The sequence below is a fragment of the Tissierella pigra genome, from assembly GCF_018917845.1.
GTDB classification, from domain to species: domain Bacteria; phylum Bacillota; class Clostridia; order Tissierellales; family Tissierellaceae; genus Tissierella; species Tissierella pigra.
Genome location: NZ_JAHLPJ010000001.1, coordinates 1,703,635 through 1,726,040 on the forward strand (window position 1 = coordinate 1,703,635; position 22,406 = coordinate 1,726,040).

Genomic DNA, 22,406 nt, shown 5'->3' on the forward strand with positions numbered 1-22,406 from the left:
AAGAATGCAATATAAAATAAGTAATTAAGGTCAAGTTATTAAGGGCGTAGGGCGAATGCCTTGGCACCAAGAGCCGATGAAGGACGGGATAAGCACCGATATGCTTCGGGGAGTCGCAAATAGACATTGATCCGGAGATTTCCGAATGGGGAAACCTACTTGAGCAACCCTCAAGTATCATACACTGAATACATAGGTGTATGAAGGAAGACCAGGGGAACTGAAACATCTAAGTACCCTGAGGAGAAGAAAGAAAAATCGATTTCCTAAGTAGCGGCGAGCGAACGGGAAACAGCCCAAACCAGATTTATCTGGGGTTAAGGACCAGCATAACGGAATAATGAATCTAATAGAAGAGGATTGGAAAATCCCACCAAAGACGGTGATAGTCCGGTATATGAAAGATGAGTTTACCAGCTGGTATCCAGAGTACCACGGGACACGAGAAATCCAGTGGGAAGTAGGGAGGACCACCTCCCAAGGCTAAATACTCCTTGGTGACCGATAGAGAATAGTACCGTGAGGGAAAGGTGAAAAGAACCCCGGAAGGGGAGTGAAATAGAATCTGAAACCCTACGCCTACAAGCAGTGGAAGCACATTATTAGTGTAACCACGTACTTTTTGTAGAACGGGCCAGCGAGTTATGGTAGTGAGCAAGGTTAATGACTTAAGGTCAGGAGCCGTAGGGAAACCAAGTCTTAATAGGGCGAAATAGTTCCCTGCCATAGACCCGAAACCGGGTGACCTATCCATGGGCAGAGTGAAGTTGAAGTAAAATTCAATGGAGGCTCGAACCCGTTAGCGTTTAAAAGCTATGGGATGACCTGTGGATAGGGGTGAAAAGCCAATCGAACTCGGAGATAGCTGGTTCTCCTCGAAATAGCTTTAGGGCTAGCCTCAAGGAAGAGTGAAATGGAGGTAGAGCACTGAATGGTCTAGGGGCGCATAGCGTTACCAAAACCTATCAAACTCCGAATGCCATAATCATACCCTTGGGAGTCAGACTATGTGGGATAAGCTTCATAGTCGAAAGGGAAAGAGCCCAGATCACCAGCTAAGGTCCCTAAATCCAGATTAAGTGGTAAAGGATGTGAGGTTTCACAGACAACCAGGATGTTGGCTTAGAAGCAGCCATACATTTAAAGAGTGCGTAATAGCTCACTGGTCGAGAGACCTTGCGCCGAAGATTTCCGGGGCTTAAATCTGGTACCGAAGCTGTGGGATTCGAAAGAATCGGTAGAGGAGCATTGTGTGTGGGTAGAAGGTATACCGAAAGGAGTGCTGGACTGCACACAAGAGAGAATGCTGGCATAAGTAGCGAGAGGTGAGTGAGAATCTCACCCGTCGAAAGCCTAAGGTTTCCTGAGGAAGGTTCGTCCACTCAGGGTAAGTCGGGACCTAAGCTGAGGCTGAAAAGCGTAGGCGATGGACAACAGGTTGAAATTCCTGTACTAGTTACAAGCGTTTGAGAGATGGAGTGACGCAGGAGGATAAGCTAAGCGTGCCGTTGGTTGAGCACGTCCAAGCTTTTAGGGAGTTGAGATAGGCAAATCCGTTTCAACAATCCTGAGAAGTGATGGGGATCGAAAAACAAGTAGAGAAGTAGCTGACTCCACACTGCCAAGAAAAGCTTCTATCGAGTAAGTAACTACCCGTACCGCAAACCGACACAGGTAGGCGAGGAGAGAATCCTAAGACGAGCGGAAGAACCATTGTTAAGGAACTCGGCAAAATAGCCCCGTAACTTAGGGAGAAGGGGTGCCAGGGAAACCTGGCCGCAGTGAATAGGCCCAAGCGACTGTTTACCAAAAACACAAGTATCTGCTAAGTCGAAAGACGAAGTATAGGTGCTGACACCTGCCCGGTGCTGGAAGGTTAAGGGGAAGAGTTAGGGAAACCGAAGCTTAGAACTTAAGCCCCAGTAAACGGCGGCCGTAACTATAACGGTCCTAAGGTAGCGAAATTCCTTGTCGGGTAAGTTCCGACCCGCACGAAAGGTGTAACGATTTGGGCACTGTCTCAACAATGGATCCGGTGAAATTGTAGTATACGTGAAGATGCGTATTACCCGCGACAGGACGGAAAGACCCCGTGGAGCTTTACTGCAGGCTGACATTGGATTTTGGCATTGCATGTACAGGATAGGTGGGAGGCTTTGAAGCCAGGGCGCCAGCTTTGGTGGAGTCAACCTTGGGATACCACTCTTGTAATGCTGAAATTCTAACCTGGTACCATGATCTGGTATAGGGACACTGTCAGTTGGGCAGTTTGACTGGGGCGGTCGCCTCCTAAAGAGTAACGGAGGCGCTCAAAGGTTCCCTCAGCACGGTCGGAAATCGTGCGAAGAGTGTAAAGGCAAAAGGGAGCTTAACTGTGACACCAACAAGTGGAGCAGAAACGAAAGTTGGACTTAGTGATCCGGTGGTTCCGAGTGGAAGGGCCATCGCTCAACGGATAAAAGCTACCCCGGGGATAACAGGCTTATCTCCCCCAAGAGTCCACATCGACGGGGAGGTTTGGCACCTCGATGTCGGCTCGTCTCATCCTGGGGCTGGAGTAGGTCCCAAGGGTTGGGCTGTTCGCCCATTAAAGAGGCACGCGAGCTGGGTTCAGAACGTCGTGAGACAGTTCGGTCCCTATCCGTCGTGGGCGTAGGAAATTTGAGAGGAGCTGTCCTTAGTACGAGAGGACCGGGATGGACAGACCGCTGGTGTATCAGTTGTCATGCCAATGGCACGGCTGAGTAGCTAAGTCTGGAAGGGATAAGTGCTGAAGGCATCTAAGCACGAAGCCCCCCTCAAGATAAGATTTCCCACTTTTAAAGATAAGACTCCAAGAAGACCACTTGGTAGATAGGTCTCAGGTGTAAGAGTAGTAATACTTTAAGCTAAGAGATACTAATAAGTCGAGGACTTGACCTAATGACCTAACACAATGAAACTTTGTTGAGTTGATGTAGGTCAAACGCAATGAGTACCAAATCTAATAGATTTGAGTTACGAAACTGTGTATATTGCATTTAATAGTTTTCGTCTGGTGACGATAGCAAGATGGACACACCTGTACCCATACCGAACACAGAAGTTAAGCATCTTAACGCCGATGGTACTTGGTTGGAAACGACCTGGGAGAGTAGGAAGTTGCCAGGCTTTATGACCTAACCCAACGAGCTTTAGCGAGTTGTAGGTAGGTCAAAAGCAATGAGCGCCAAATCTATATGAGCATAGCAAGTAAATAGATTTGAGTTGCGAAACTGCATTCTTGGGTAGCTCAATGGCGGAGCAACCGGCTGTTAACCGGTAGGTTGTGGGTTCGAGTCCCACCCCAAGAGCCATTAGAAACATAAAAAACGCCGGAGTGGCGGAACAGGCAGACGCACAGGACTTAAAATCCTGCGATCCTCACCGATCGTACCGGTTCGATTCCGGTCTCCGGCACCATTATGACCTAACACAATAAGCGTAGTGAATTGATGTAGGTCAAACGCAATGAGCACCAAATCTATATGAGTGTAACGAGTAAATAGATTTGAGTTGCGAAACTGCGAGAATGAGAGATAAACTAGATAGCGCGGGATGGAGCAGTCTGGCAGCTCGTCGGGCTCATAACCCGGAGGTCGTCGGTTCAAATCCGGCTCCCGCAACCAAAATTTTTTTAAAAATATATTGTAGAATAAATAAGGCCCCATGGTCAAGCGGTTAAGACATCGCCCTTTCACGGCGGTAACCCGGGTTCGAATCCCGGTGGGGTCACCATTATGACCTAACTTAATGAACGATAGTGAGTTATAGTAGGTCAAACGCAACGAGCACCAAATCTATACGAGTGTACGAGTAAATAGATTTGAGTTGCGAGACTGCGATAATATGGGCGCATAGCTCAGTTGGGAGAGCACCTGCCTTACAAGCAGGGGGTCACAGGTTCGAGCCCTGTTGTGCCCACCATTTATGAACAATTTATGACCTGACACAGTGAACGATAGTGAGCTGATGTAGGTCAAACGCAATAAGCTCCAAATCTACATGAGCGTAGCGAGTGAATAGAATTGTGATGCGAAACTGCGAAATGTTTGGCCTGGTAGTTCAGTTGGTTAGAATGCCAGCCTGTCACGCTGGAGGTCGAGGGTTCGAGTCCCTTCCAGGTCGCCATTATGCTGGCGTAGCTCAATCGGCAGAGCAACTGACTTGTAATCAGTAGGTTGGGGGTTCAATTCCTCTCGCCAGCTCCAAATAAAGTTATTTTTATAAATTGCTTTGAAAATATGGTAGTCCTTAGGGCTCTGTTTTAAATTAGGAGGAGTACCCAAGTGGCTAAAGGGGACGGACTGTAAATCCGTTAGCTAAGCTTTCACTGGTTCGAATCCAGTCTCCTCCACCATTATAATTGATTTAGTTGAATTAATATCAGTAAGTGTAAAATTTGATTATGCGGAAGTGGCTCAGTGGTAGAGCATCGCCTTGCCAAGGCGAGGGTCGCGAGTTCGAATCTCGTCTTCCGCTCCATAAGTATTTATTTGTTATGCGGGTGTAGCTCAGTGGTAGAGCCCCAGCCTTCCAAGCTGGTTGCGAGGGTTCGATTCCCTTCACCCGCTCCATTTATATTTATTTGTACCCTTAGCTCAGCTGGATAGAGTGTCTGGCTACGAACCAGAAGGTCGGGGGTTCGACTCCCTCAGGGTACGCCAAAACGTTGGAGTTTTAATATCTTAATAAAAGCGAATTGTGTACAAAGAAGATTTAGCCAAATTGTACATCATTCGTTTTTTTGTTTTCTGTATTTCTATAACTGATATAACTTTTTTAATTTTAAATTTTCTTCAATGCAGATCTTGTTCAATTCAGCAAGATCTTTTTTAAATTCTGATCTCTTTTTTATAAACATCTAGTTTTATTCCAGTGCAAAGGACATTATAAATACCTGATTAATATAAAGTATAAAGAGTCATTTAATAAATTTGTAAAAGATTGTAGATATTTGTAAAAGATTCGCAAGATTTGTAATATTTATAATATTTGAAAAATTACCTTGACTTTTAATAAACCTTCTAATATAATTTATATATACACCATAGTATAACGCAAAAAGGTGAAACGTTATTTAATACTAGGGAGGTGAAAATATAATGAAAATGAAGCCGATTATTGAAACTAGTTGGGATTTACAAAATGAAGCTAAGAATGACTCAAGTATGGGGCCAATGGTGGGAATTGGTAATCAATGGTGTTGTGCTTGCTAAGCTTAACAAAGTGGTTTAGCTTACTCTCTTACTGAATATTTGATTCTAAAAAAGCTGAGCTACATAACCCTTCTATCACAATAATCCAAATTATTTAGTGATAGAAGGGTTTTTATCACAGATGACATCTTGCCAAATATTTTGATTATTATAGTTGTGGGAATGTGATTTGTTGCCAAGTTATGTGTGTCATAGGTTGGGTGGAGATGATTGGTATTTGGAATATATATTTTGGACATGCTAGTAAGTTTAGAACTTCATTAACAAAACAATCAGCTTTAGGGGGGAAAGTAATGAAATTAATTAAACACATGATATTTGTAGATATACACGATAACAAAAAACTGTTGATAAACTCTTTAACAGGCACCATGGACGAAATTGACGCTCCGATTTACGAAACTTTGTCTAAGTGGCAGACTTGTGAAGAGATTGTAACAGAAAATGATTTAGAAGCTGAGTTATTGAGCAATCTTCAATCCAGAGGATATCTGGTAAATAATCATGAAGAGGAAGTGGCTAAAAAGAATGAAATTTTAAAGATATTGCGTGACGAGCACGTCCAAATGCAAAAAGACCAAAAAACTGTTGTCTTTGTTATGACTTATGACTGTAACTTTAGATGTCCTTATTGCTTTGAGGGTGATGCTTATCTTAAAAAGGAGGTTATAGCTCCTGAACAAATTGATGTTGCTTTAAAGTTTGCAGGTGAGGGTGTGCAGACAATATGTCTTTTTGGCGGAGAGCCGTTACTTCCAAAAACCAGACCTACTTTGGAACATCTTTTCAAAAAGGCACCCGACAAAACATACCAAATTTTTACCAATGGGTATTATCTGACAGAATTTCTTGATTTGCTTTTGTCTATAAATATTTCTCAAGTTTTAATTACTTTGGATGGTAGCGAGGAATCTCACAATAGCAGGAGAGTCTTAGCTAACGGAAAGCCTACGTTCAAAAAAATTATGGATGGTATAGAGAAGTGTTTAGAAAACGGGATAAATATCCGAATCAGAATGAACCTTGACAAGACCAATTACGAGGAAGGAATTGATTTAAGAGAAAAGCTACTTGACAAATTTTCAGGATATAAGGACAATTTATCCTTTGAATTGGCCACATTGATTGGAGACTCTTATGAAGAACGAATGGATATAATAACTGAATTATATCATACAGATGTAAAGCATTCCTTCAAAGATAGGGAAAGAATAAACGATTTTATAACTAAAAAAAATTCAATACTAGACCACTTAGTATATGGCAGAGCCATAAAGCCTTTGTACTCCTATTGCTACGCTCATGTAGATGGTATGGCGTTTGACCCCTATGGAGATATTTATCCATGCTTGGGGTGTGTTGGCAAGGAACGCTTTTCTATAGGAAAGTATCATCCCTTAATTGAGTTCAAGGAAAACTCAATACGTAACCGAAATATAGAAAAAATTCCTGAATGTAGGGATTGTACATATTCTCTTCTTTGTGGAGGAGGCTGTCCTTTGGGGTTAAATGACAGTAGTGATTTTTTCAAGCCTATGTGCTATTCCGTTAAAACTCTTTTGCATGAAGAGCTTCCCATATTCTATAAAGAAATGGAAGAAGGTATGAAAAAAACTGAAGAAGCAGTAAATAGTGCATATTGATGGGAGGGGGGATTGTTATCCCTGAAACCATCAGGGTACGCCTGAAAGACATAGTTTTTCTTAAGAAAAACTATGTCTTTTTTATATAAAAAATATGATATAATTAACAAATAAAGGAGTGATATTCAATTATGAAATTAAATTGGGTTACAATTTATGTAAGCAATTTGGAAAAGAGTTTATATTTTTATACAAAGATATTAGGTCTTAATGTTTCAGTGAAATTTGGTGATGAGAATCACCAAATTGTCATGCTTGGTGAAGCAGATGAGACTAAGATTGAATTAATATTTGAGTCAAACACTAAAATAGAAAATCCAGGTAAAGGTGTATCAATTGGACTCGAAACTGATAATTTAGAAAATTTAATAGAAGAATTAAATAATATTGGATATAAAGTGACAGGACCTATATCACCTAATCCACATATTCGTTTCTTTTTTGTTCAAGATCCAGATGGATATACAATTCAATTAATTGGGAAAAGCTAAATTGAACTACTAAGTGAGAAAAGTGCTTTAAAAATATGTATTTTTCCTCTTGACTTTACTATAATATGAGGCTATACTATTAATAATTTAAAAATAAAGCGTTGATAGAAAGAGTAGTTTATTAAGTAAGTTATAGAGAGTCGGAGATTATGGTGGAAGTCTGATACTAATTAATAAATGAAGAACATTCTTGAGCATCTAACCGAAATTGCAAAAGAGTAGGCTTAGACGGGTGTAGCCTGATATTGACTATGGAGTATCGATTAATATAATCTGTACTTATTTAAGAGAGCTTGCTAACTAAGGTGGTACCGCGAAAATCAACCTTTCGTCCTTTATCAGGATGAAAGGTTTTTTTAATTATAGCAAATAAAATGGGAGGAATAAAGATGACAGAACTAAATCCAAGAAAAACTCAAATAGCAATAAAGCAAATAAAAGACTATTTTGAAACAAAATTGGCTGAAAAACTTAATTTAATCAGGGTATCAGCCCCATTATTTGTTACACCTAACAGTGGGTTAAATGATAATTTAACAGGAGTAGAAAAAGCTGTATCTTTTGAGATGAGAAAATATAATGAAATGATAGAAATAGTTCAATCTCTAGCCAAGTGGAAAAGAATGGCTTTAAAATGGTATGAATTTAATATTGATGAAGGTCTTTATGCAGATATGAATGCCATAAGACCAGATGAAGTATTGGACAATATACATTCTATATATGTAGACCAATGGGATTGGGAAAAGATAATAAAAAGATCAGATAGAACTATGGAATATCTAGTTCATACTGTAGAAAATATATATAATGTATTTAGAGAGACAGAAGATTATATTAGTGAATTATATCCAGATATATTTACAAAAAAATTGCCTAAAGATATAAAATTTATTACTAGTCAAGAACTAGAGGATTTATACCCTAATGAAACCCCTGATGAAAGAGAATATTTAATAGTAAAAAAATATAAAGCAGTATTTATATCAAAAATTGGGGGAACTTTAAAATCTGGAATTTCCCATGGAACTAGGTCACCAGATTATGACGATTGGAATTTAAATGGCGATATTATATTTTGGAATCCAATAACGGAAGAAGCCTTGGAATTATCCAGTATGGGAATAAGGGTAGATAAGGAAGCATTGGAAAAACAACTTAAATTATCTGGAGCTGAGGAAAGAAAAACACTAGATTATCATAAAAAGTTATTAAACGAAGAATTACCTTATACAATAGGTGGTGGAATAGGACAGTCTAGAATTTGTATGTTTTTCTTAGAGAAGAAACATATAGGAGAAGTTCAAGCATCGGTTTGGACAGATCAAATATTAAAAGAATGTAAAGAGAATAACATATTTTTATTATAGATTGTATTAAATATAATAGACTATAAAATGGGCAGCTAATATTTATAATATTGGCTGTTTGTTTTTATAGGAAATTCCACCCCCCGATCTTGTGGTTCGTAGCCAGACACATTATCAATGGAACTAATTAGATTTGTAAAAATAATATATTTCAATTATAATAATTAATAGGACAAGTTATTGATTTCTTAAAGTAGGAGGAGACAATATGAGAAAAGTAAGTATATTTATACTTTTAGGATTGGTTATAATAGGCTTAGGTGGATTTATTTATCATGAAATTCTTGTATCACCAAGCAAAAAAGTAATGACTTACTCAGATGATTTATATTTAATAGTTGAAGAACAGGAAGCAGAAGATGGGTCAGTATTGTTTTCTGAAGATATATTATATCTTTCACTTTCATCTATTGAATATTTTATAGATAAAGATATATTTTATGATGATGCAGAAGAGACATTGATAATTACAGATAAAAGTAGAGTTATTAGATATAAATTAAACTCTGATAAAGGCAGTATGAACAATAAAGAATTTTTAATATCTAACCCCATAAGGGAATTTAATGATAAAGTATATATTCCAGTAGATATAATCCTTAAAAACTATGATGTAGATATTAATTATTTTGAAGAGACAAATGCAGTTGTATTGGATTACAAAAATATTGAGTATTTGAAAGGTGAAATAATAGGTGATGATGCTGTTTTAAGAACAGACTTAGATATTAAATCACCTATAATATCAAATAACCTTCCAACAGGAACCATAATAAATGTTTATGGAGAATATGAAAATTGGTATAAAGTAAGAAGTATAGACGGAGTACCAGGATTTATTGAGAAAAAGTACCTAAAAATAAACTATGTAAAAGATATGTTTAAAGTAGAATTGCCTATTGAAGATACCTCTGATTATGGTAAAGAAAAAATCAGCTTAACTTGGGACTATACTTATAGAAAAGTCCAAAATACTGACAATATCAAACCAATTCAAGGAGTAAATATAATTTCTCCTACATGGTTTTCTGTTATTGATACAGATGGGAATATACAGGACAAAGGTAGTACAGATTATGTTAAAAAATATAGAGACTTAGGTTATGAAATATGGCCTCTTATTAATAACAGCTTTGACCCTGATTTAACTCATGAACTTTTATATAAAAGTAGTACAAGGGAAAAACTGATAAATGAGATACTAGAGGTTTATAAAGAATATGGTTTTCAAGGGATTAATATTGATTTTGAAAATGTACATTTAAAAACAAAGGATCTGTTGACTCAATTTGTAAGGGAATTATATCCTCTATTTAAAGAGTCAGGTTTAAGTGTTTCCATGGATGTAACTGGAATGTCAACTTCTGAAAACTGGTCTTTAAGTTATGACAGAGAAAGACTTTCCAAAGCAGTAGACTATATGATTTTAATGGCATATGACCAGCACTGGGCTAGTAGTCCTGTAGCTGGTTCTGTTGCAGAATATACATGGGTAGAAAAAAGTATATTGGGAGTGTCAGAATACATTCCAAATGATAAATTAGTATTAGCAGTACCATTTTATACCAGACTTTGGATAGAAAAAGATGGGAAACTATCTTCTCAGGCACTATCAATGGAAACAGCCAATAAGTTTATAGATGAAAATAATATTGAGCTTATGTGGGATACTAAGGCATTACAGTATTACGGTGAAATAGAAAAAGACAATGAATTATACAGGATTTGGTTAGAAGACTCAGAATCACTAGCTGCTAAAGTATCATTGGTTCACAAATATGATCTAGCAGGAATAGCGTCTTGGCGAAAAGGGTTTGAAACTGATAATATATGGAGTAGCTTAGATAAATCTTTAAATTAAAATAATAGGGTTTAAAAAGGGATTTTAAATTAATATAGGAGTGATTTAATGTATATATATAAAGATACAACGATTAATGTGTTATTAGGGGATATAACAGAAGTAAAAGTAGATGCCATAGTAAATGCAGCAAATAATACTTTACTAGGTGGTGGAGGTGTTGATGGAGCTATACATAGAGTTGGAGGTAAAACAATTCTAGAGCAATGTAAAAAGATAGGAGGATGTCCAACAGGAGAAGCAAGAATAACTACAGCAGGAAATCTTCCAAGTAATTATATAATACACACTGTAGGGCCTATATATAAGGATGGAGATTCAAGAGAAGAAAGATTATTATACGAAGCTTATTATAATTCACTACTTCTTGCAGAAGAATATAATATAAAATCTATAGCCTTTCCATCTATATCAACTGGGGCATATGAATACCCAATAGAAAAGGCTATGAAGGTAGCTGTTAGAGCCATTATGGATTTTATAGATAAAGAAGGAAAAATTTCAAGTATAAGTTTTGTACTATTTAAGGAAACTGATTTTATATTATATAATGATTATTTAAAAGAGAAAATATTACAAATTTGATATTATTTTTAATTGACTTTATATTCAAATTGTTATACTATCAAGTAGAACTTAAATCCAAACAAAGGGGTGTTTAAAATATTTGCAGATTCTCATAAAGTTATTGCATCTAAGATATATGATAATATATTTGATATATATGGTGTGAAACTAGATAAGGATAAATTATTATGGGGGGCTGTATGTCCTGATATACTACCACAATTTAAGTTAATTAGACATTATAAAGAAGAAAGCTTGAATGCTGTTGCTAAGGAAATCATGAAAATTATTTTCATTAGCAGATATTTAGAGTTTAATAAAATTCTTGATCCTTTGGCAATGAAAATATTAAGCAAAAAAATAGGGATTATATCTCATTATTTATGTGATTATGTTTGCATTCCTCATGCTAATAGATGGACATTTATAGATGGTATGGATGTTATGATAAAACATATAAAATATGAATCTCAATTAGACAATGTGGCTGTATCCCATGATTTTAAAAAGAATGTTATTAATGTTAAAGATTTAGATATATATGATATAGATGAAACGGAGCTAAAAAATAAAATAAAAGACTATATAAATAAAGTTGTTGAAGAGTATTCTTTAAAGACAGACTTTAAAAATGATCTGAACTTTGCATTATCGTTAAATTTAAAAATATCATACTTTATATTAGATACTATTTCATCATACTCAGAAGAATTAGATGGACATTTTGCTTTAGAATTTTAGTAACTTTTAAAAGATAAGCTCTATATTAGATTAATTGAGCTTATCTTTTTTATTGTAAAAAACCATTTTAGTTGGAAGAATAAAAAAAATAATATATACTATATTAGGAAGGAGTTGAGGAAAGGGATATGATGAAAAAGCTTACTAAGATTTTAATAATTGGATTCTTAGGTGTTTTATTGTTTTTTCTATATTTTGTTTTTAAATATGAGAAGTATAATATTTCTATATTAAATGATGTAACAGCTAATGAACATAGTGAGATAGATCAGGGTGAAGGAAAATCTAAGCTATATATAGAGCTTGAAAAAATGTTATTAGAAGGAGAAGAAGATATACAGTTTAAAAATACATTGTTGTTTAAAGATTCTAATGAAATATTTAGTACATTAGAAGAAATATCAAATGACAATCCAGAAATAATGTACTATAAGGGAGCAGAACATAGTTTTGGAAAGTTAAGACTTATATATTCAAAAGGAAAAGAAGAAATAAAAGAGCATAAAGAAGATATAAGAAAAATAAGAAGTGAATTCATATCTAAATATATACTACAAGAAATGTCAGATTACGAAAAAGTATTGACTATACATGATTATATAGTCAACAACAGCAGATATGATAATAGATTATTGACATCGGGAATAGTACCTCCAGAATCCTATAGCAGTTATGGAATATTGTCTTTAGGACTGGGAGTATGTGAAGGATATGCTAAGGCAATGAAATATTTACTAGATGGTATAGGGATTAAATCTATAATAGTAATAGGGGAGTCTAAGGGCCAAAGTCATGCTTGGAATTTAGTAGAAATAGAAGGTGAATATTATCATATAGATTCTACTTGGAATGATCCAATTACAAAGGATGGCTCAGATGTGTTAAGATATAATTTTTTTAATTTAAATGATAGTGAAATTTCCAAAACTCATAGCTGGAAAAAGGAGAATTATCCTGAATCTAAAGGTGAAAAATTCAATTATTTTAGATATAATAATTTAATAGTAGAGGATGAAGAAGAACTAATAAAAAAAATAAAGAGCATACTTTTTAATAGGGAGTCATATTTATTAGTTAAAATAATGAACTATAGTAGTGAAGAAATATCCATTAATAAAATAGTTGAGAAAATAGTATATGATAATTATGAATTAATACGACTAAACACCTATACATATTCCATAGATGAAGAATATGGCATAATAGAATTTAAGTTTGACTACAAAAAATAATTTAATGGAGGTTTAACAATGGGGAAGAAAGGTAAAATAGTGTACTTAATTTTGGGACTAGGTATAGGGGTTATTCTTACCAATATTCTACACTCACTTTATCCAATTGTAAAATATGTTGATTTAAGTGATGATATGATAATTGAAAGATCTAAAGAATTAGGTATGGTCAGCTTAAAAGAAAGCATAAATACTAATTTGGAGAAAGAAAAAGAGGAAGTTGTAGTTCCGCCAATAGAAGAAAAAGAAATCATAGAAGAAATTTTAGAGGAAGCAGAAATTGAAGTAGTAATCAAAAGTGGTGAAAGTTTAACACAGATTGCAAAAAAACTATTTGAATTAGGAATCATAGATAATGAAAAAGAATTTATTCAATTGGGAAAGAATAAAAAGTTATCTACCAAGTTTATAGTCGGAACTTATAAAATCAAAACCAATACAGATTATGATACAATTATGGATATTTTAACTAGAAAAGAAATAGAAAAATAATAAAAGATATAATATATTAAGTTTTTGTTAGAAATCTATTATAGGTTTTTAAACAAATATACATCTATTTATAGTATAATGGTTTATGTTTCCATTATATTTTAATGTTATAGGTTTAAAAATTAAACAGTTGTAAATAATTGGTAAAAAGGAGGTTTTGGTATGGCAATAGAAAACAATGATTTATTAAGTATTTATGAAGGACTAATACATAGATTTCTTTATAAAAATGATATTAATTCCATACATATCCTTCTTAATCTATATGATTTAGAAGAAAATATTACAAATATTCGACCAAAATATATCTCTATTTACCATTTAAAAAAACATATGAGCAGATTTCTAAGAAAGAAAAGGGGAAACAATTTAATTGCTTTAAATCTTGGACAACTAATACATGAGGATATTAATAGGTTAGAATTATTTATTTATCTGGAAGGCTATAAACATGGTTATTACAATAATTATTGGGTAAATATTCTAGAGAAAACAATAGTCAAAAACATACCTGTAGAAAGATTATATAAAAATCAATATTTATATCACTTTGATAATAAGACTAAAGAGATACTTGATATTAAAAATTTAATCAATAAAGATATTCAGGAAAAAGAAAAACAGGATAAATATTTATTTAATAGTATAAACGATTACTGCTCAAAGGTATTAAGGGAAAAGATATTTAGTTTAAATAAATATTTAGATAAACAATTAACCATAGAGTATAATTCCAAGTACTATAGTATAAAAGAAGATTATAGTTTGTTAACAAGAAGTGAATTAAATAAAATATACGAAGAAATTATCAAAGTAGTACTTAAAGATGGATTTAAACATTATAAAGAAGCTTACTGGTATGGACTAAATGATAGAGTATTAAAGAGATATAAATAATAATTAAGGGGGAATTACAATGTTTATTAAAAACTATATGTTACCAAAAGAGGAGTTAATCACTGTTGATTTATCTGAAAGTATAGGAGAAGCTCTTAATAAAATCAATGAGGGGAATTTTTTATCTTTACCAGTAGTAGATGGTGCTGAGTTCAAAGGTATAATTATGAAAGAAGCAATCTATAGAATTTATTTAGAGTCAGGTAATTGCAACAGAGATGAATACTTAAATAACACTAAAGTAAAAGATATATATAATAATGATTATGAAAGCATTTCAGCAGATGAAAGAATCGAAACTGCTTCATATTTATTAAAACAACTTAGAACACCATTTTTACCTGTTTTTGACTCTACGAATAAATTTGTAGGTATATTAACTCATTTTGCAATTTTTAAAGCCTTTTCCGAAATATTTGGTATTGATAAAGGAACTAGAATTGTAATAAATATGTTTGATTTACCAGGACAACTAGCTAAACTTACAGATGTAATCAGAAAAGAAAATATAAATATAATAAATTTTGCTATTATGGACCCAGAAGTATTAGATTTAATTCAAGTAGTTCTTAGAGTAGATTCAGAAGATGTAGAGAGATTAGTAGAAAAGATTCAATCAGCAGGATTTAGAATTGGTGAAGTTGAAAAATAGTATAAGATGTATAAAATTTCATAAAATGGATACAATATCCCTCTAGATAGTATTCTGGAGGGATATTTATGAAAAAAGATAAAATTATACCTGTTTTTTTCTTTTCTTTAACTTTGTTTCTAATAAGTTTTATTGTTGGCTATCAATTAATGGGGAATAAATTAAATCCTCAAATTAGTAAAATGAAAGAAGAACAAGAAAACATACAGGATTATTCTGATTTGCAGATTTTAAAAGAGGATATTAGGATTTCCCCAAATACCTTTATTGAAGAAAGAATTCATCATACTACTTGTAATCATGTGGTTACAAAGGTTAATGAATCTAATGACGAATTCGTAAATATGACTAGAAATGAATTTGTAGATTATTTAGAAGAAAATTACCCTAATAAAAAACTTATATCATTCTCATCTAGTAATGTAACCATTGGAACTACAAAAAACCATTTGTGTGAGAATCATTATGTAGTAGGGGAAAAAGACGGCTCCATAGCCATATTTACAATAAATGAAGATGGTGAAAGAGTATTAGAAAATATATTAACAGACCATTCTATATCCTTATTGATGGAAGTGGATCAAGAAAAATTAATTGAGGGAATTGTTGTAGATAATGAAGACGAACTATCTGAAGTTTTAGAGAATTTCATTAGCTAACTAAGTTAGAAATCTAACTTAGTTTTTTCTTTGTTTCTGAATACCACCCGCTAAGCGGGTGGTTCCAAAGAGCTTTTAGCGGTGAACAGAAAATAATAAACCTCCTTTGATATAATAAAGTTAGGTCTGACCAACCAAACTTAATCAAAGGAGGCATCCATAATGGATAATAATAGTTTATCACATACCAAATGGGATTGTAAATATCACATAGTTTTTGCACCAAAGTATAGAAGACAAATAATCTATGGGAAAATAAAAACAGATATCGGAAAGATATTAAGACAGTTATGTGAATATAAAGGAGTAGAAATAATAGAAGCAGAGGCATGTAAAGACCATATACACATGCTAGTAACTATTCCACCAAAACTTAGTGTATCAAGTTTTATGGGATATTTGAAAGGAAAAAGTAGTTTAATGATATTTGATAGACATGCCAATTTAAAATATAAATATGGAAATAGACATTTCTGGTGTAAAGGATATTATGTGAGTACAGTAGGTAGAAATAAAAAGGTAATAGAAGAGTATATAAAGAAACAATTACAAGAGGATATAGCATATGACCAATTAAGCATGAAAGAGTTTGTAGACCCATTCACTGGGGAAAAAATAAAAAACTAGATACAAGAAAAACCCCTTTAGGGGTTGCTTGAGAAAACAAAGCGGTTGGCAGACCTTTCAATGTGTCTTGAGACACAGCAAGTACCATGCCCTTATAGGGCTAGAGCAAACCACCCGTTTTACGGGTGGTCATGATTTGCAAATATGATACAATAGTATTTGAAATTAATGGAGAAAGGTGGCTAGAAATGATAATACTTGGAATTGACCCTGGAATAGCCATAGTAGGTTATAGTATTATAGAATGTAATGGGAATAAGTTTAATGCCATAGATTATGGTGCCATAAGAACAGATGCAGATACTTTATTTCCAGATAGAATAAAGATAATTTATGACAAGTTAATAGAGATTATAGACAAATATAATCCAGAAGATTTGGCTGTAGAAGAATTGTTTTTTAATAAAAACGTAAAAACAGCTATAAAGGTAGGACAGGCTAGAGGGGTAGAGATTCTGGCAGCAGTAAATAAAGGATTAAAAATATATGAGTATACTCCATTACAAATAAAACAGGCAGTAGTAGGGTATGGAAGAGCAGAAAAAGCACAGGTACAGGAAATGGTTAAAGTCTTGCTAAATTTAAAAGAGAAACCAAAACCTGATGACGTGGCAGATGCTTTAGCAGTAGCAATATGTCATGGTAGTTCTTTGAAATTTAAAGAATCTTTTAGAATGAAATAATATTTATAAAGGGTGAATATATTGTTTGAATTTATTATAGGAGATATAGTTGCTATAAATGAAGATTACATAGTATTACAAAATAATGGAATTGGATATAAGATATTTACTTCTATTAATTCAATGGTTAAACTGGAATTAGGAATGAAAAATTCAATGATTTACACAGAGCTTAGTGTAAGAGATGATGGTGTATTTCTTTATGGATTTATATCTCAAGAAGAAATGGATATGTTTAAATTATTGCTGATGGTTTCAAAGATTGGTCCTAAAATAGCACTAGGAATACTATCACATCTTACAACAAATCAGATTAAAGCTGCCATAATGAAAAAGGACTTGGATACATTATGTAAAGCACCGGGAATAGGTAAAAAAACTGCTGAAAGATTGATTTTGGAATTAAAGGATAGAATAGATAAAGATTTTGATATAGAGGAAGAAGATTCTAACAAATTAAACCTAAATGGCTATAATGAAGCCATAAATGGGTTAATGTCATTGGGATATACACGAATGGAAATAGAAAAGATCACTAGAACCATGGATATATCCAATATGGATATAGAAGATATAATTAGGGAAGCATTAAAAAGATTATCAAAACAGTAAGAAGGTGAAATAAGTGTCAGATAATAATGATAGAATAGTGGCTGGAGCCTTGAGAAGTGAAGACTTAGAAAGTGAACAAAGTTTACGTCCTAAATGGATAGCAGAATACATAGGACAAGATAAAGTAAAAGAAAAATTAAATATTTTTATTCAAGCAGCTAAAGGGAGGAATGAATCTCTAGATCATGTACTATTATATGGACCACCAGGATTAGGAAAAACTACATTGGCAAATATTATAGCAAATGAAATGGGAGTAAATATTAAAATAACATCAGGTCCAGCAATTGAAAGACCTGGAGATTTAGCAAGTATTTTAACTAATCTTTCAGAAGATGATGTTTTGTTTATTGATGAGATACACAGAATAAATAGGACTGTAGAAGAAATCTTATATCCTGCAATGGAAGATTTTGCTTTAGATATAATTATAGGGAAAGGACCTTCTGCTAGATCTGTAAGACTAGATTTGTCTAGATTTACCCTTATAGGTGCTACTACTAGGGCTGGGCTTTTAACTTCTCCACTTAGAGATAGATTTGGAGTAATGTTAAATTTAGAATTATACGATGAAGAAAACTTAAAACAGATTATAATTAGGTCAGCGGATATATTAAATATAGAAATTGAATCAGAAGGAGCTTTAGAAATTGCCAGAAGGTCTAGGGGCACTCCTAGAATAGCCAATAGGCTTCTAAGAAGAGTAAGAGATTATGCTCAAGTAGTAGAAAAAGGTATAATTACTTTAGAAGTAGCAAAAAAAGGTCTGGAAATTCTTGAAATAGACCCTCTAGGATTGGACAGTGTAGATAGAAAGCTTATATTGACTTTAATAGAGAACTTTGCTGGAGGTCCTGTAGGAGTAGATACATTGTCAGCTGCTACAGGAGAAGAAAGAATCACAATAGAAGATGTATATGAACCTTATCTTTTACAAATAGGTTTTTTAAATAGAACACCTAGAGGTAGAATAGTAACTAAAAGAGCATATGACCATTTTCATATTCCATATGAGGAAGATTAGAAATTGTAACAAGAAAGGGGCACACTTATGAAAAAAATATTAGCAGTTTTTTTAATTTTATTGTTCGCTGTAATTTTAATTCCTACTAATAACTCTTATGCCAATTCTATAGCAGGACAATATATAGATATTAAACTTACAAAACCCTCAAATCAAAAAAACCATATTAATTTCAGCAGTAGTACAGGATTTTCCTTAATAGATGCTTTAAATAAAGATTATATATTAATGGATATACAGGAAACCAATATAATTGCTACAGTAGATAACGGTAATATTTATTTAATGGATTCAAGGAATAATATTATATTTGATTTACCGAAGGACGGTAGTATTTTAATTAAATCCAATACATTGAATGATTCTATAATAACTGTTGAAAAAGACCGTTATAGGGATTATATTAAATTAATAAGTAAAAATAATGAAATACTTGTTATAAATCATGTAGAACTTGAGAATTATCTATATGGATTAGTTCCAGCAGAAATGCCAGTTAGTTTTCATAGGGAAGCATTGAAAGCTCAAGCAGTAGCAGCTAGAAGTTATACTCTTAAAAATATAAATAAACATAAAAACGAAGGGTTTAATCTTTGTGATACAACTCATTGTCATGTATATTCAGGATTTGAGTATGAAAACCCGATAACAAATTCTGTAGTTGATGAAACAAGAGGTATACTAGCCTATTATAATGGAGAAGTGATAGATGCTATATACCATTCCACCAGTAGCGGAGTTACAGAAGATAGTGCCAGTGTCTGGGGTGGAGACTTTCCTTATCTTAAATCTGTAGAAGATAATTTTTCCAAGGATTCACCTTATAGTAGCTGGACAATTAGTGTTGGATTTAATGAAATAAATAATAAATTAAAATCATCTGGAATAAATATAGGTGAATTTCAAGGAGTAGAAATAGTAGAGGAAACTTCCGCTGGAAGAGTAAACAAAATGAAAATTATTGGTACTAGTGGAGAAAAGATTATATCAGGTGCAGATTTTAGAAATCTAATAGGTGCAAGTAAATTTAAAAGTTCTTCTTTCAGCGTGAATGGAGGAATTAGTAGTAGAACTAGTGCAGGAAATAAAAAAGTTTATGTAATAGATGGTAATATGAATAGTGTAAAAACTGTAGATATTAACAATGCTTATATCCTAGACAATAAAGAAAAAAATACAGTAACTAGAAGTAGTGTAACGCGAGGAATAAGTAAAGATAGAATTGAAAATATAGGTGAGAACCAATCTACTTTAACATCTACATCAACTACAGAACTAATAATAGAAGGAAAAGGCTTTGGACATGGAGTAGGTATGAGTCAGTTTGGGGCAAAAAAAATGGCAGAGTTAGGATATTCTTTTGAACAAATTCTCAAATACTATTATACAGGAATAGATATTAGGTAAAAATAAGGATAATTATAACAAAGAAGGATGATTAAATGAAGCGAGAGGATTTTAATTTTATTTTACCAGAGGAGTTAATTGCTCAGCACCCTTTAGAAAATAGAGAGGAGTCTAAGTTATTAATATTAGATAAAGAAACTGGTAATATAGAACATAAACATTTTAAAGATATTATTGATTATTTAAGTAAAGGTGATTGTCTGGTTTTAAATGATACAAGAGTAATACCTGCCAGACTCTATGGTAATAGACCAAGCAAAGAAGAAAGTATAGAGATATTGCTTCTTAAAAGAATGGAAAATGATATTTGGGAAGTATTGGTAAAGCCAGGTAAAAAAGCTAGACCTGGGCATACAATAGAATTTGGGGAAGGTATATTAAAAGGTACAATTTTATCAATAGAGGAAGATGGGACTAGATTGATTAAATTTGAGTATAAAGGCATATTTGAAGAAATATTAGATAAACTAGGAGAAATGCCTTTACCTCCATATATAACAGAGGTTCTGGAAGATAGGGAAAGGTATCAGACCGTATATTCAAAAAATATAGGCTCAGCGGCAGCTCCTACAGCTGGACTACACTTTACTAATAGACTATTAGAAGATATTAAGAATAAGGGAATCAATATTGCTTATATAACCTTACATGTAGGTCTTGGAACTTTTAGACCAGTAAAAGTAGACAATATTTTGGAACATCATATGCACTCAGAGTATTATCAAATATCAGAAGAATCTGCTGCAATTATTAATAATACTAAATCTAAGGGAGGAAAAATCATATCTGTAGGTACTACTTCTACAAGGACATTGGAGACTGTAAGTAACGAGGATGGAAAGATCACTGAATCATCTGGATGGACAGATATATTTATTTATCCAGGATATAAGTTTAAAATCGTAGATAAGTTGATTACAAATTTTCACTTACCAGAATCAACATTACTTATGTTAGTTAGTGCATTGGCCACTCAAGAAAACATTCTTAATGCGTATAAAATAGCTGTAGAAGAAAAATATAGATTTTTTAGTTTTGGAGATGCAATGTTTATAAAGTAATAGGAGGAAAATAATGGCTATAAAGTTTGAACTAATAAAAGAGGCAAAGGATTCAAAAGCAAGACTTGGAAAATTATATACACCCCATGGAGTTATAGAAACTCCAATATTTATGCCAGTGGGAACTCGCGCAACTGTTAAAGCTATGACACCAGAAGAAGTAAAGGATTTAGGTGCACAAATAATTTTGAGTAATACCTACCATTTATATCTAAGGCCAGGACATAAATTAGTAGAAGAAGCAGGAGGACTCCATAAATTTATGAATTGGGACGGACCAATTTTAACAGATAGTGGTGGTTTTCAAGTTTTTAGTTTAGGAGATTTAAGAAAAATAAAAGAAGAAGGCGTAGAATTTAGATCTCATATAGATGGGTCAAAACATTTCATAAGTCCAGAAAAATCAATAGAAATTCAAAATTCATTGGGTTCAGATATTATGATGTGTTTTGACGAATGTACTCCCTATCCAGCAACTTATGAATACGCTAAACATTCAATGGAAAGAACTACTAGATGGGCTAAAAGATGTAAAGAATATCATAAAAATTGGGATAAACAAGGTCTGTTTGGTATAGTTCAAGGTGGAATGTATAAGGATTTAAGGGCACAAAGTGCAAAGGAATTAGTAGAGTTAGATTTTCCGGGATATGCCATAGGTGGTTTAAGTGTTGGAGAGCCAAAAGAATTGATGTGTGAAATGTTAGACTTTACTACTCCATTGTTACCTAAAGATAAACCCAGGTATAACATGGGTGTTGGAAGTCCAGATTACTTATTTGAGTCAGTAATAAGAGGAATAGACATGGCAGACTGTGTATTACCTACAAGAATTGCTAGAAATGGTACTGCAATGACCTCTCAAGGAAAGGTAGTTATTAGAAATGCAAAGTATTCAAAGGATTTTACTAAATTAGACTCAGAGTGTGATTGTTATACTTGTAGAAACTATTCTAAGGCATATATTCGCCATCTATTTAATGTTGATGAGATTTTGGGCTCTAGACTCACTACTATTCATAATTTATATTTTTTAATAAAGCTAATGGAAAATATAAGAGAGGCAATAAGGCAGGATAGATTATTGGAATATAGAGATGAATTTTATGAAAAATATGGTTACAATGATAAAAAATAGATGAAATATTTA

General features: G+C 33.3%; 18 protein-coding genes, 11 tRNA genes, 2 rRNA genes and 1 other annotated feature. All 31 genes read left to right on the forward strand.

Annotation, left to right across the window (positions count from 1 at the left end):
• Positions 1–28 precede the first annotated feature (28 nt).
• The 31 genes from KQI41_RS08260 to tgt all read left to right on the forward strand — a co-directional run bounded on the left by KQI41_RS08260 (position 29) and on the right by tgt (position 22,394).
• A 23S ribosomal RNA gene (locus KQI41_RS08260) occupies positions 29–2,922 on the forward strand.
• 111 nt (positions 2,923–3,033) lie between these two features.
• A 5S ribosomal RNA gene (gene rrf / locus KQI41_RS08265) occupies positions 3,034–3,150 on the forward strand.
• A gap of 110 nt (positions 3,151–3,260) precedes the next feature.
• Positions 3,261–3,335, forward strand: a tRNA-Asn gene (locus KQI41_RS08270).
• A 17-nt stretch (positions 3,336–3,352) separates the two neighbouring features.
• A tRNA-Leu gene (locus tag KQI41_RS08275) sits at positions 3,353–3,441 on the forward strand.
• 129 nt (positions 3,442–3,570) lie between these two features.
• Positions 3,571–3,647, forward strand: a tRNA-Met gene (locus KQI41_RS08280).
• Between the two features lie 34 nt (positions 3,648–3,681).
• Positions 3,682–3,756: transfer RNA gene (locus KQI41_RS08285), tRNA-Glu, on the forward strand.
• A gap of 113 nt (positions 3,757–3,869) precedes the next feature.
• Positions 3,870–3,945, forward strand: a tRNA-Val gene (locus KQI41_RS08290).
• Positions 3,946–4,072: 127 nt separating this feature from the next.
• Positions 4,073–4,149, forward strand: a tRNA-Asp gene (locus tag KQI41_RS08295).
• A 4-nt stretch (positions 4,150–4,153) separates the two neighbouring features.
• Positions 4,154–4,229, forward strand: a tRNA-Thr gene (locus tag KQI41_RS08300).
• 64 nt (positions 4,230–4,293) lie between these two features.
• Positions 4,294–4,378: transfer RNA gene (locus tag KQI41_RS08305), tRNA-Tyr, on the forward strand.
• A 50-nt stretch (positions 4,379–4,428) separates the two neighbouring features.
• A tRNA-Gly gene (locus KQI41_RS08310) sits at positions 4,429–4,503 on the forward strand.
• Positions 4,504–4,521: 18 nt separating this feature from the next.
• Positions 4,522–4,595 (forward strand) — tRNA-Gly (locus tag KQI41_RS08315).
• Positions 4,596–4,608: 13 nt separating this feature from the next.
• Positions 4,609–4,685, forward strand: a tRNA-Arg gene (locus tag KQI41_RS08320).
• An 845-nt stretch (positions 4,686–5,530) separates the two neighbouring features.
• Entirely contained in the window at positions 5,531–6,880 is a 1,350-nt protein-coding gene (locus KQI41_RS08325) for a radical SAM/SPASM domain-containing protein (protein ID WP_216585132.1), read from the forward strand.
• Between the two features lie 131 nt (positions 6,881–7,011).
• A complete protein-coding gene (locus KQI41_RS08330) occupies positions 7,012–7,371 on the forward strand; it encodes a VOC family protein (RefSeq protein WP_154441088.1) in 360 nt (119 codons plus the stop codon).
• Positions 7,372–7,463: 92 nt separating this feature from the next.
• Positions 7,464–7,710: a binding site (T-box leader), on the forward strand.
• A 50-nt stretch (positions 7,711–7,760) separates the two neighbouring features.
• Positions 7,761–8,741 (forward strand): aspartate--ammonia ligase, encoded by a 981-nt coding sequence (gene asnA / locus KQI41_RS08335; RefSeq protein WP_195837998.1) that lies wholly within the window; start codon positions 7,761–7,763, stop codon positions 8,739–8,741.
• Between the two features lie 208 nt (positions 8,742–8,949).
• The gene (locus KQI41_RS08340; protein WP_154441084.1) at positions 8,950–10,602 is read left to right on the forward strand and encodes a glycosyl hydrolase family 18 protein; all 1,653 of its coding nucleotides are present in this window, start codon (positions 8,950–8,952) and stop codon (positions 10,600–10,602) included.
• A gap of 48 nt (positions 10,603–10,650) precedes the next feature.
• Entirely contained in the window at positions 10,651–11,187 is a 537-nt protein-coding gene (locus KQI41_RS08345) for an O-acetyl-ADP-ribose deacetylase (protein WP_154441082.1), read from the forward strand.
• Between the two features lie 69 nt (positions 11,188–11,256).
• On the forward strand, positions 11,257–11,910 hold the full coding sequence (locus KQI41_RS08350) for a zinc dependent phospholipase C family protein (RefSeq protein ID WP_154441080.1): 654 nt from the start codon (positions 11,257–11,259) through the stop codon (positions 11,908–11,910).
• 128 nt (positions 11,911–12,038) lie between these two features.
• Complete coding sequence (locus KQI41_RS08355; protein ID WP_154441078.1) at positions 12,039–13,142, forward strand: transglutaminase domain-containing protein; 1,104 nt, start codon at positions 12,039–12,041, stop codon at positions 13,140–13,142.
• An 18-nt stretch (positions 13,143–13,160) separates the two neighbouring features.
• Positions 13,161–13,634 (forward strand): endolytic transglycosylase MltG, encoded by a 474-nt coding sequence (locus tag KQI41_RS08360; protein WP_216585133.1) that lies wholly within the window; start codon positions 13,161–13,163, stop codon positions 13,632–13,634.
• A 162-nt stretch (positions 13,635–13,796) separates the two neighbouring features.
• Positions 13,797–14,531 carry a hypothetical protein gene (locus tag KQI41_RS08365; RefSeq protein WP_216585134.1) on the forward strand — a complete coding sequence of 245 codons (735 nt, stop codon included), beginning with the start codon at positions 13,797–13,799 and terminating at the stop codon, positions 14,529–14,531.
• A gap of 19 nt (positions 14,532–14,550) precedes the next feature.
• Entirely contained in the window at positions 14,551–15,183 is a 633-nt protein-coding gene (locus tag KQI41_RS08370) for a CBS domain-containing protein (RefSeq protein ID WP_154441072.1), read from the forward strand.
• A gap of 68 nt (positions 15,184–15,251) precedes the next feature.
• Complete coding sequence (locus tag KQI41_RS08375; RefSeq protein ID WP_154441070.1) at positions 15,252–15,842, forward strand: BofC C-terminal domain-containing protein; 591 nt, start codon at positions 15,252–15,254, stop codon at positions 15,840–15,842.
• A 162-nt stretch (positions 15,843–16,004) separates the two neighbouring features.
• Complete coding sequence (gene tnpA, locus KQI41_RS08380) at positions 16,005–16,469, forward strand: IS200/IS605 family transposase (protein WP_154438790.1); 465 nt, start codon at positions 16,005–16,007, stop codon at positions 16,467–16,469.
• A 188-nt stretch (positions 16,470–16,657) separates the two neighbouring features.
• Positions 16,658–17,152 (forward strand): crossover junction endodeoxyribonuclease RuvC, encoded by a 495-nt coding sequence (gene ruvC, locus KQI41_RS08385; RefSeq protein ID WP_154441068.1) that lies wholly within the window; start codon positions 16,658–16,660, stop codon positions 17,150–17,152.
• A gap of 21 nt (positions 17,153–17,173) precedes the next feature.
• Entirely contained in the window at positions 17,174–17,764 is a 591-nt protein-coding gene (gene ruvA, locus KQI41_RS08390) for a Holliday junction branch migration protein RuvA (protein WP_154441066.1), read from the forward strand.
• A gap of 13 nt (positions 17,765–17,777) precedes the next feature.
• Entirely contained in the window at positions 17,778–18,788 is a 1,011-nt protein-coding gene (gene ruvB, locus KQI41_RS08395; RefSeq protein ID WP_216585136.1) for a Holliday junction branch migration DNA helicase RuvB, read from the forward strand.
• A gap of 27 nt (positions 18,789–18,815) precedes the next feature.
• On the forward strand, positions 18,816–20,195 hold the full coding sequence (locus KQI41_RS08400) for a SpoIID/LytB domain-containing protein (RefSeq protein WP_154441064.1): 1,380 nt from the start codon (positions 18,816–18,818) through the stop codon (positions 20,193–20,195).
• Between the two features lie 35 nt (positions 20,196–20,230).
• On the forward strand, positions 20,231–21,256 hold the full coding sequence (queA, locus tag KQI41_RS08405) for a tRNA preQ1(34) S-adenosylmethionine ribosyltransferase-isomerase QueA (protein WP_154441062.1): 1,026 nt from the start codon (positions 20,231–20,233) through the stop codon (positions 21,254–21,256).
• A 13-nt stretch (positions 21,257–21,269) separates the two neighbouring features.
• Positions 21,270–22,394: a tRNA guanosine(34) transglycosylase Tgt gene (gene tgt / locus KQI41_RS08410; RefSeq protein ID WP_216585137.1), complete on the forward strand. Its 1,125-nt coding sequence runs from the start codon at positions 21,270–21,272 to the stop codon at positions 22,392–22,394.
• Positions 22,395–22,406: the final 12 nt, after the last annotated feature.

Bases quoted from the DNA above. Each gene is read 5' to 3' on its own strand.
- KQI41_RS08365 (WP_216585134.1), top strand. From the start codon at position 13,797: ATGGCAATAGAAAACAATGATTTATTAAGTATTTATGAAGGACTAATA.
- KQI41_RS08370 (WP_154441072.1), top strand. From the start codon at position 14,551: ATGTTTATTAAAAACTATATGTTACCAAAAGAGGAGTTAATCACTGTT.
- queA (WP_154441062.1), top strand. From the start codon at position 20,231: ATGAAGCGAGAGGATTTTAATTTTATTTTACCAGAGGAGTTAATTGCT.
- KQI41_RS08345 (WP_154441082.1), top strand. From the start codon at position 10,651: ATGTATATATATAAAGATACAACGATTAATGTGTTATTAGGGGATATA.
- KQI41_RS08330 (WP_154441088.1), top strand. From the start codon at position 7,012: ATGAAATTAAATTGGGTTACAATTTATGTAAGCAATTTGGAAAAGAGT.
- KQI41_RS08375 (WP_154441070.1), top strand. From the start codon at position 15,252: ATGAAAAAAGATAAAATTATACCTGTTTTTTTCTTTTCTTTAACTTTG.
- KQI41_RS08355 (WP_154441078.1), top strand. From the start codon at position 12,039: ATGATGAAAAAGCTTACTAAGATTTTAATAATTGGATTCTTAGGTGTT.
- KQI41_RS08360 (WP_216585133.1), top strand. From the start codon at position 13,161: ATGGGGAAGAAAGGTAAAATAGTGTACTTAATTTTGGGACTAGGTATA.
- asnA (WP_195837998.1), top strand. From the start codon at position 7,761: ATGACAGAACTAAATCCAAGAAAAACTCAAATAGCAATAAAGCAAATA.
- tgt (WP_216585137.1), top strand. From the start codon at position 21,270: ATGGCTATAAAGTTTGAACTAATAAAAGAGGCAAAGGATTCAAAAGCA.
- ruvC (WP_154441068.1), top strand. From the start codon at position 16,658: ATGATAATACTTGGAATTGACCCTGGAATAGCCATAGTAGGTTATAGT.
- KQI41_RS08325 (WP_216585132.1), top strand. From the start codon at position 5,531: ATGAAATTAATTAAACACATGATATTTGTAGATATACACGATAACAAA.
- KQI41_RS08400 (WP_154441064.1), top strand. From the start codon at position 18,816: ATGAAAAAAATATTAGCAGTTTTTTTAATTTTATTGTTCGCTGTAATT.
- tnpA (WP_154438790.1), top strand. From the start codon at position 16,005: ATGGATAATAATAGTTTATCACATACCAAATGGGATTGTAAATATCAC.
- KQI41_RS08340 (WP_154441084.1), top strand. From the start codon at position 8,950: ATGAGAAAAGTAAGTATATTTATACTTTTAGGATTGGTTATAATAGGC.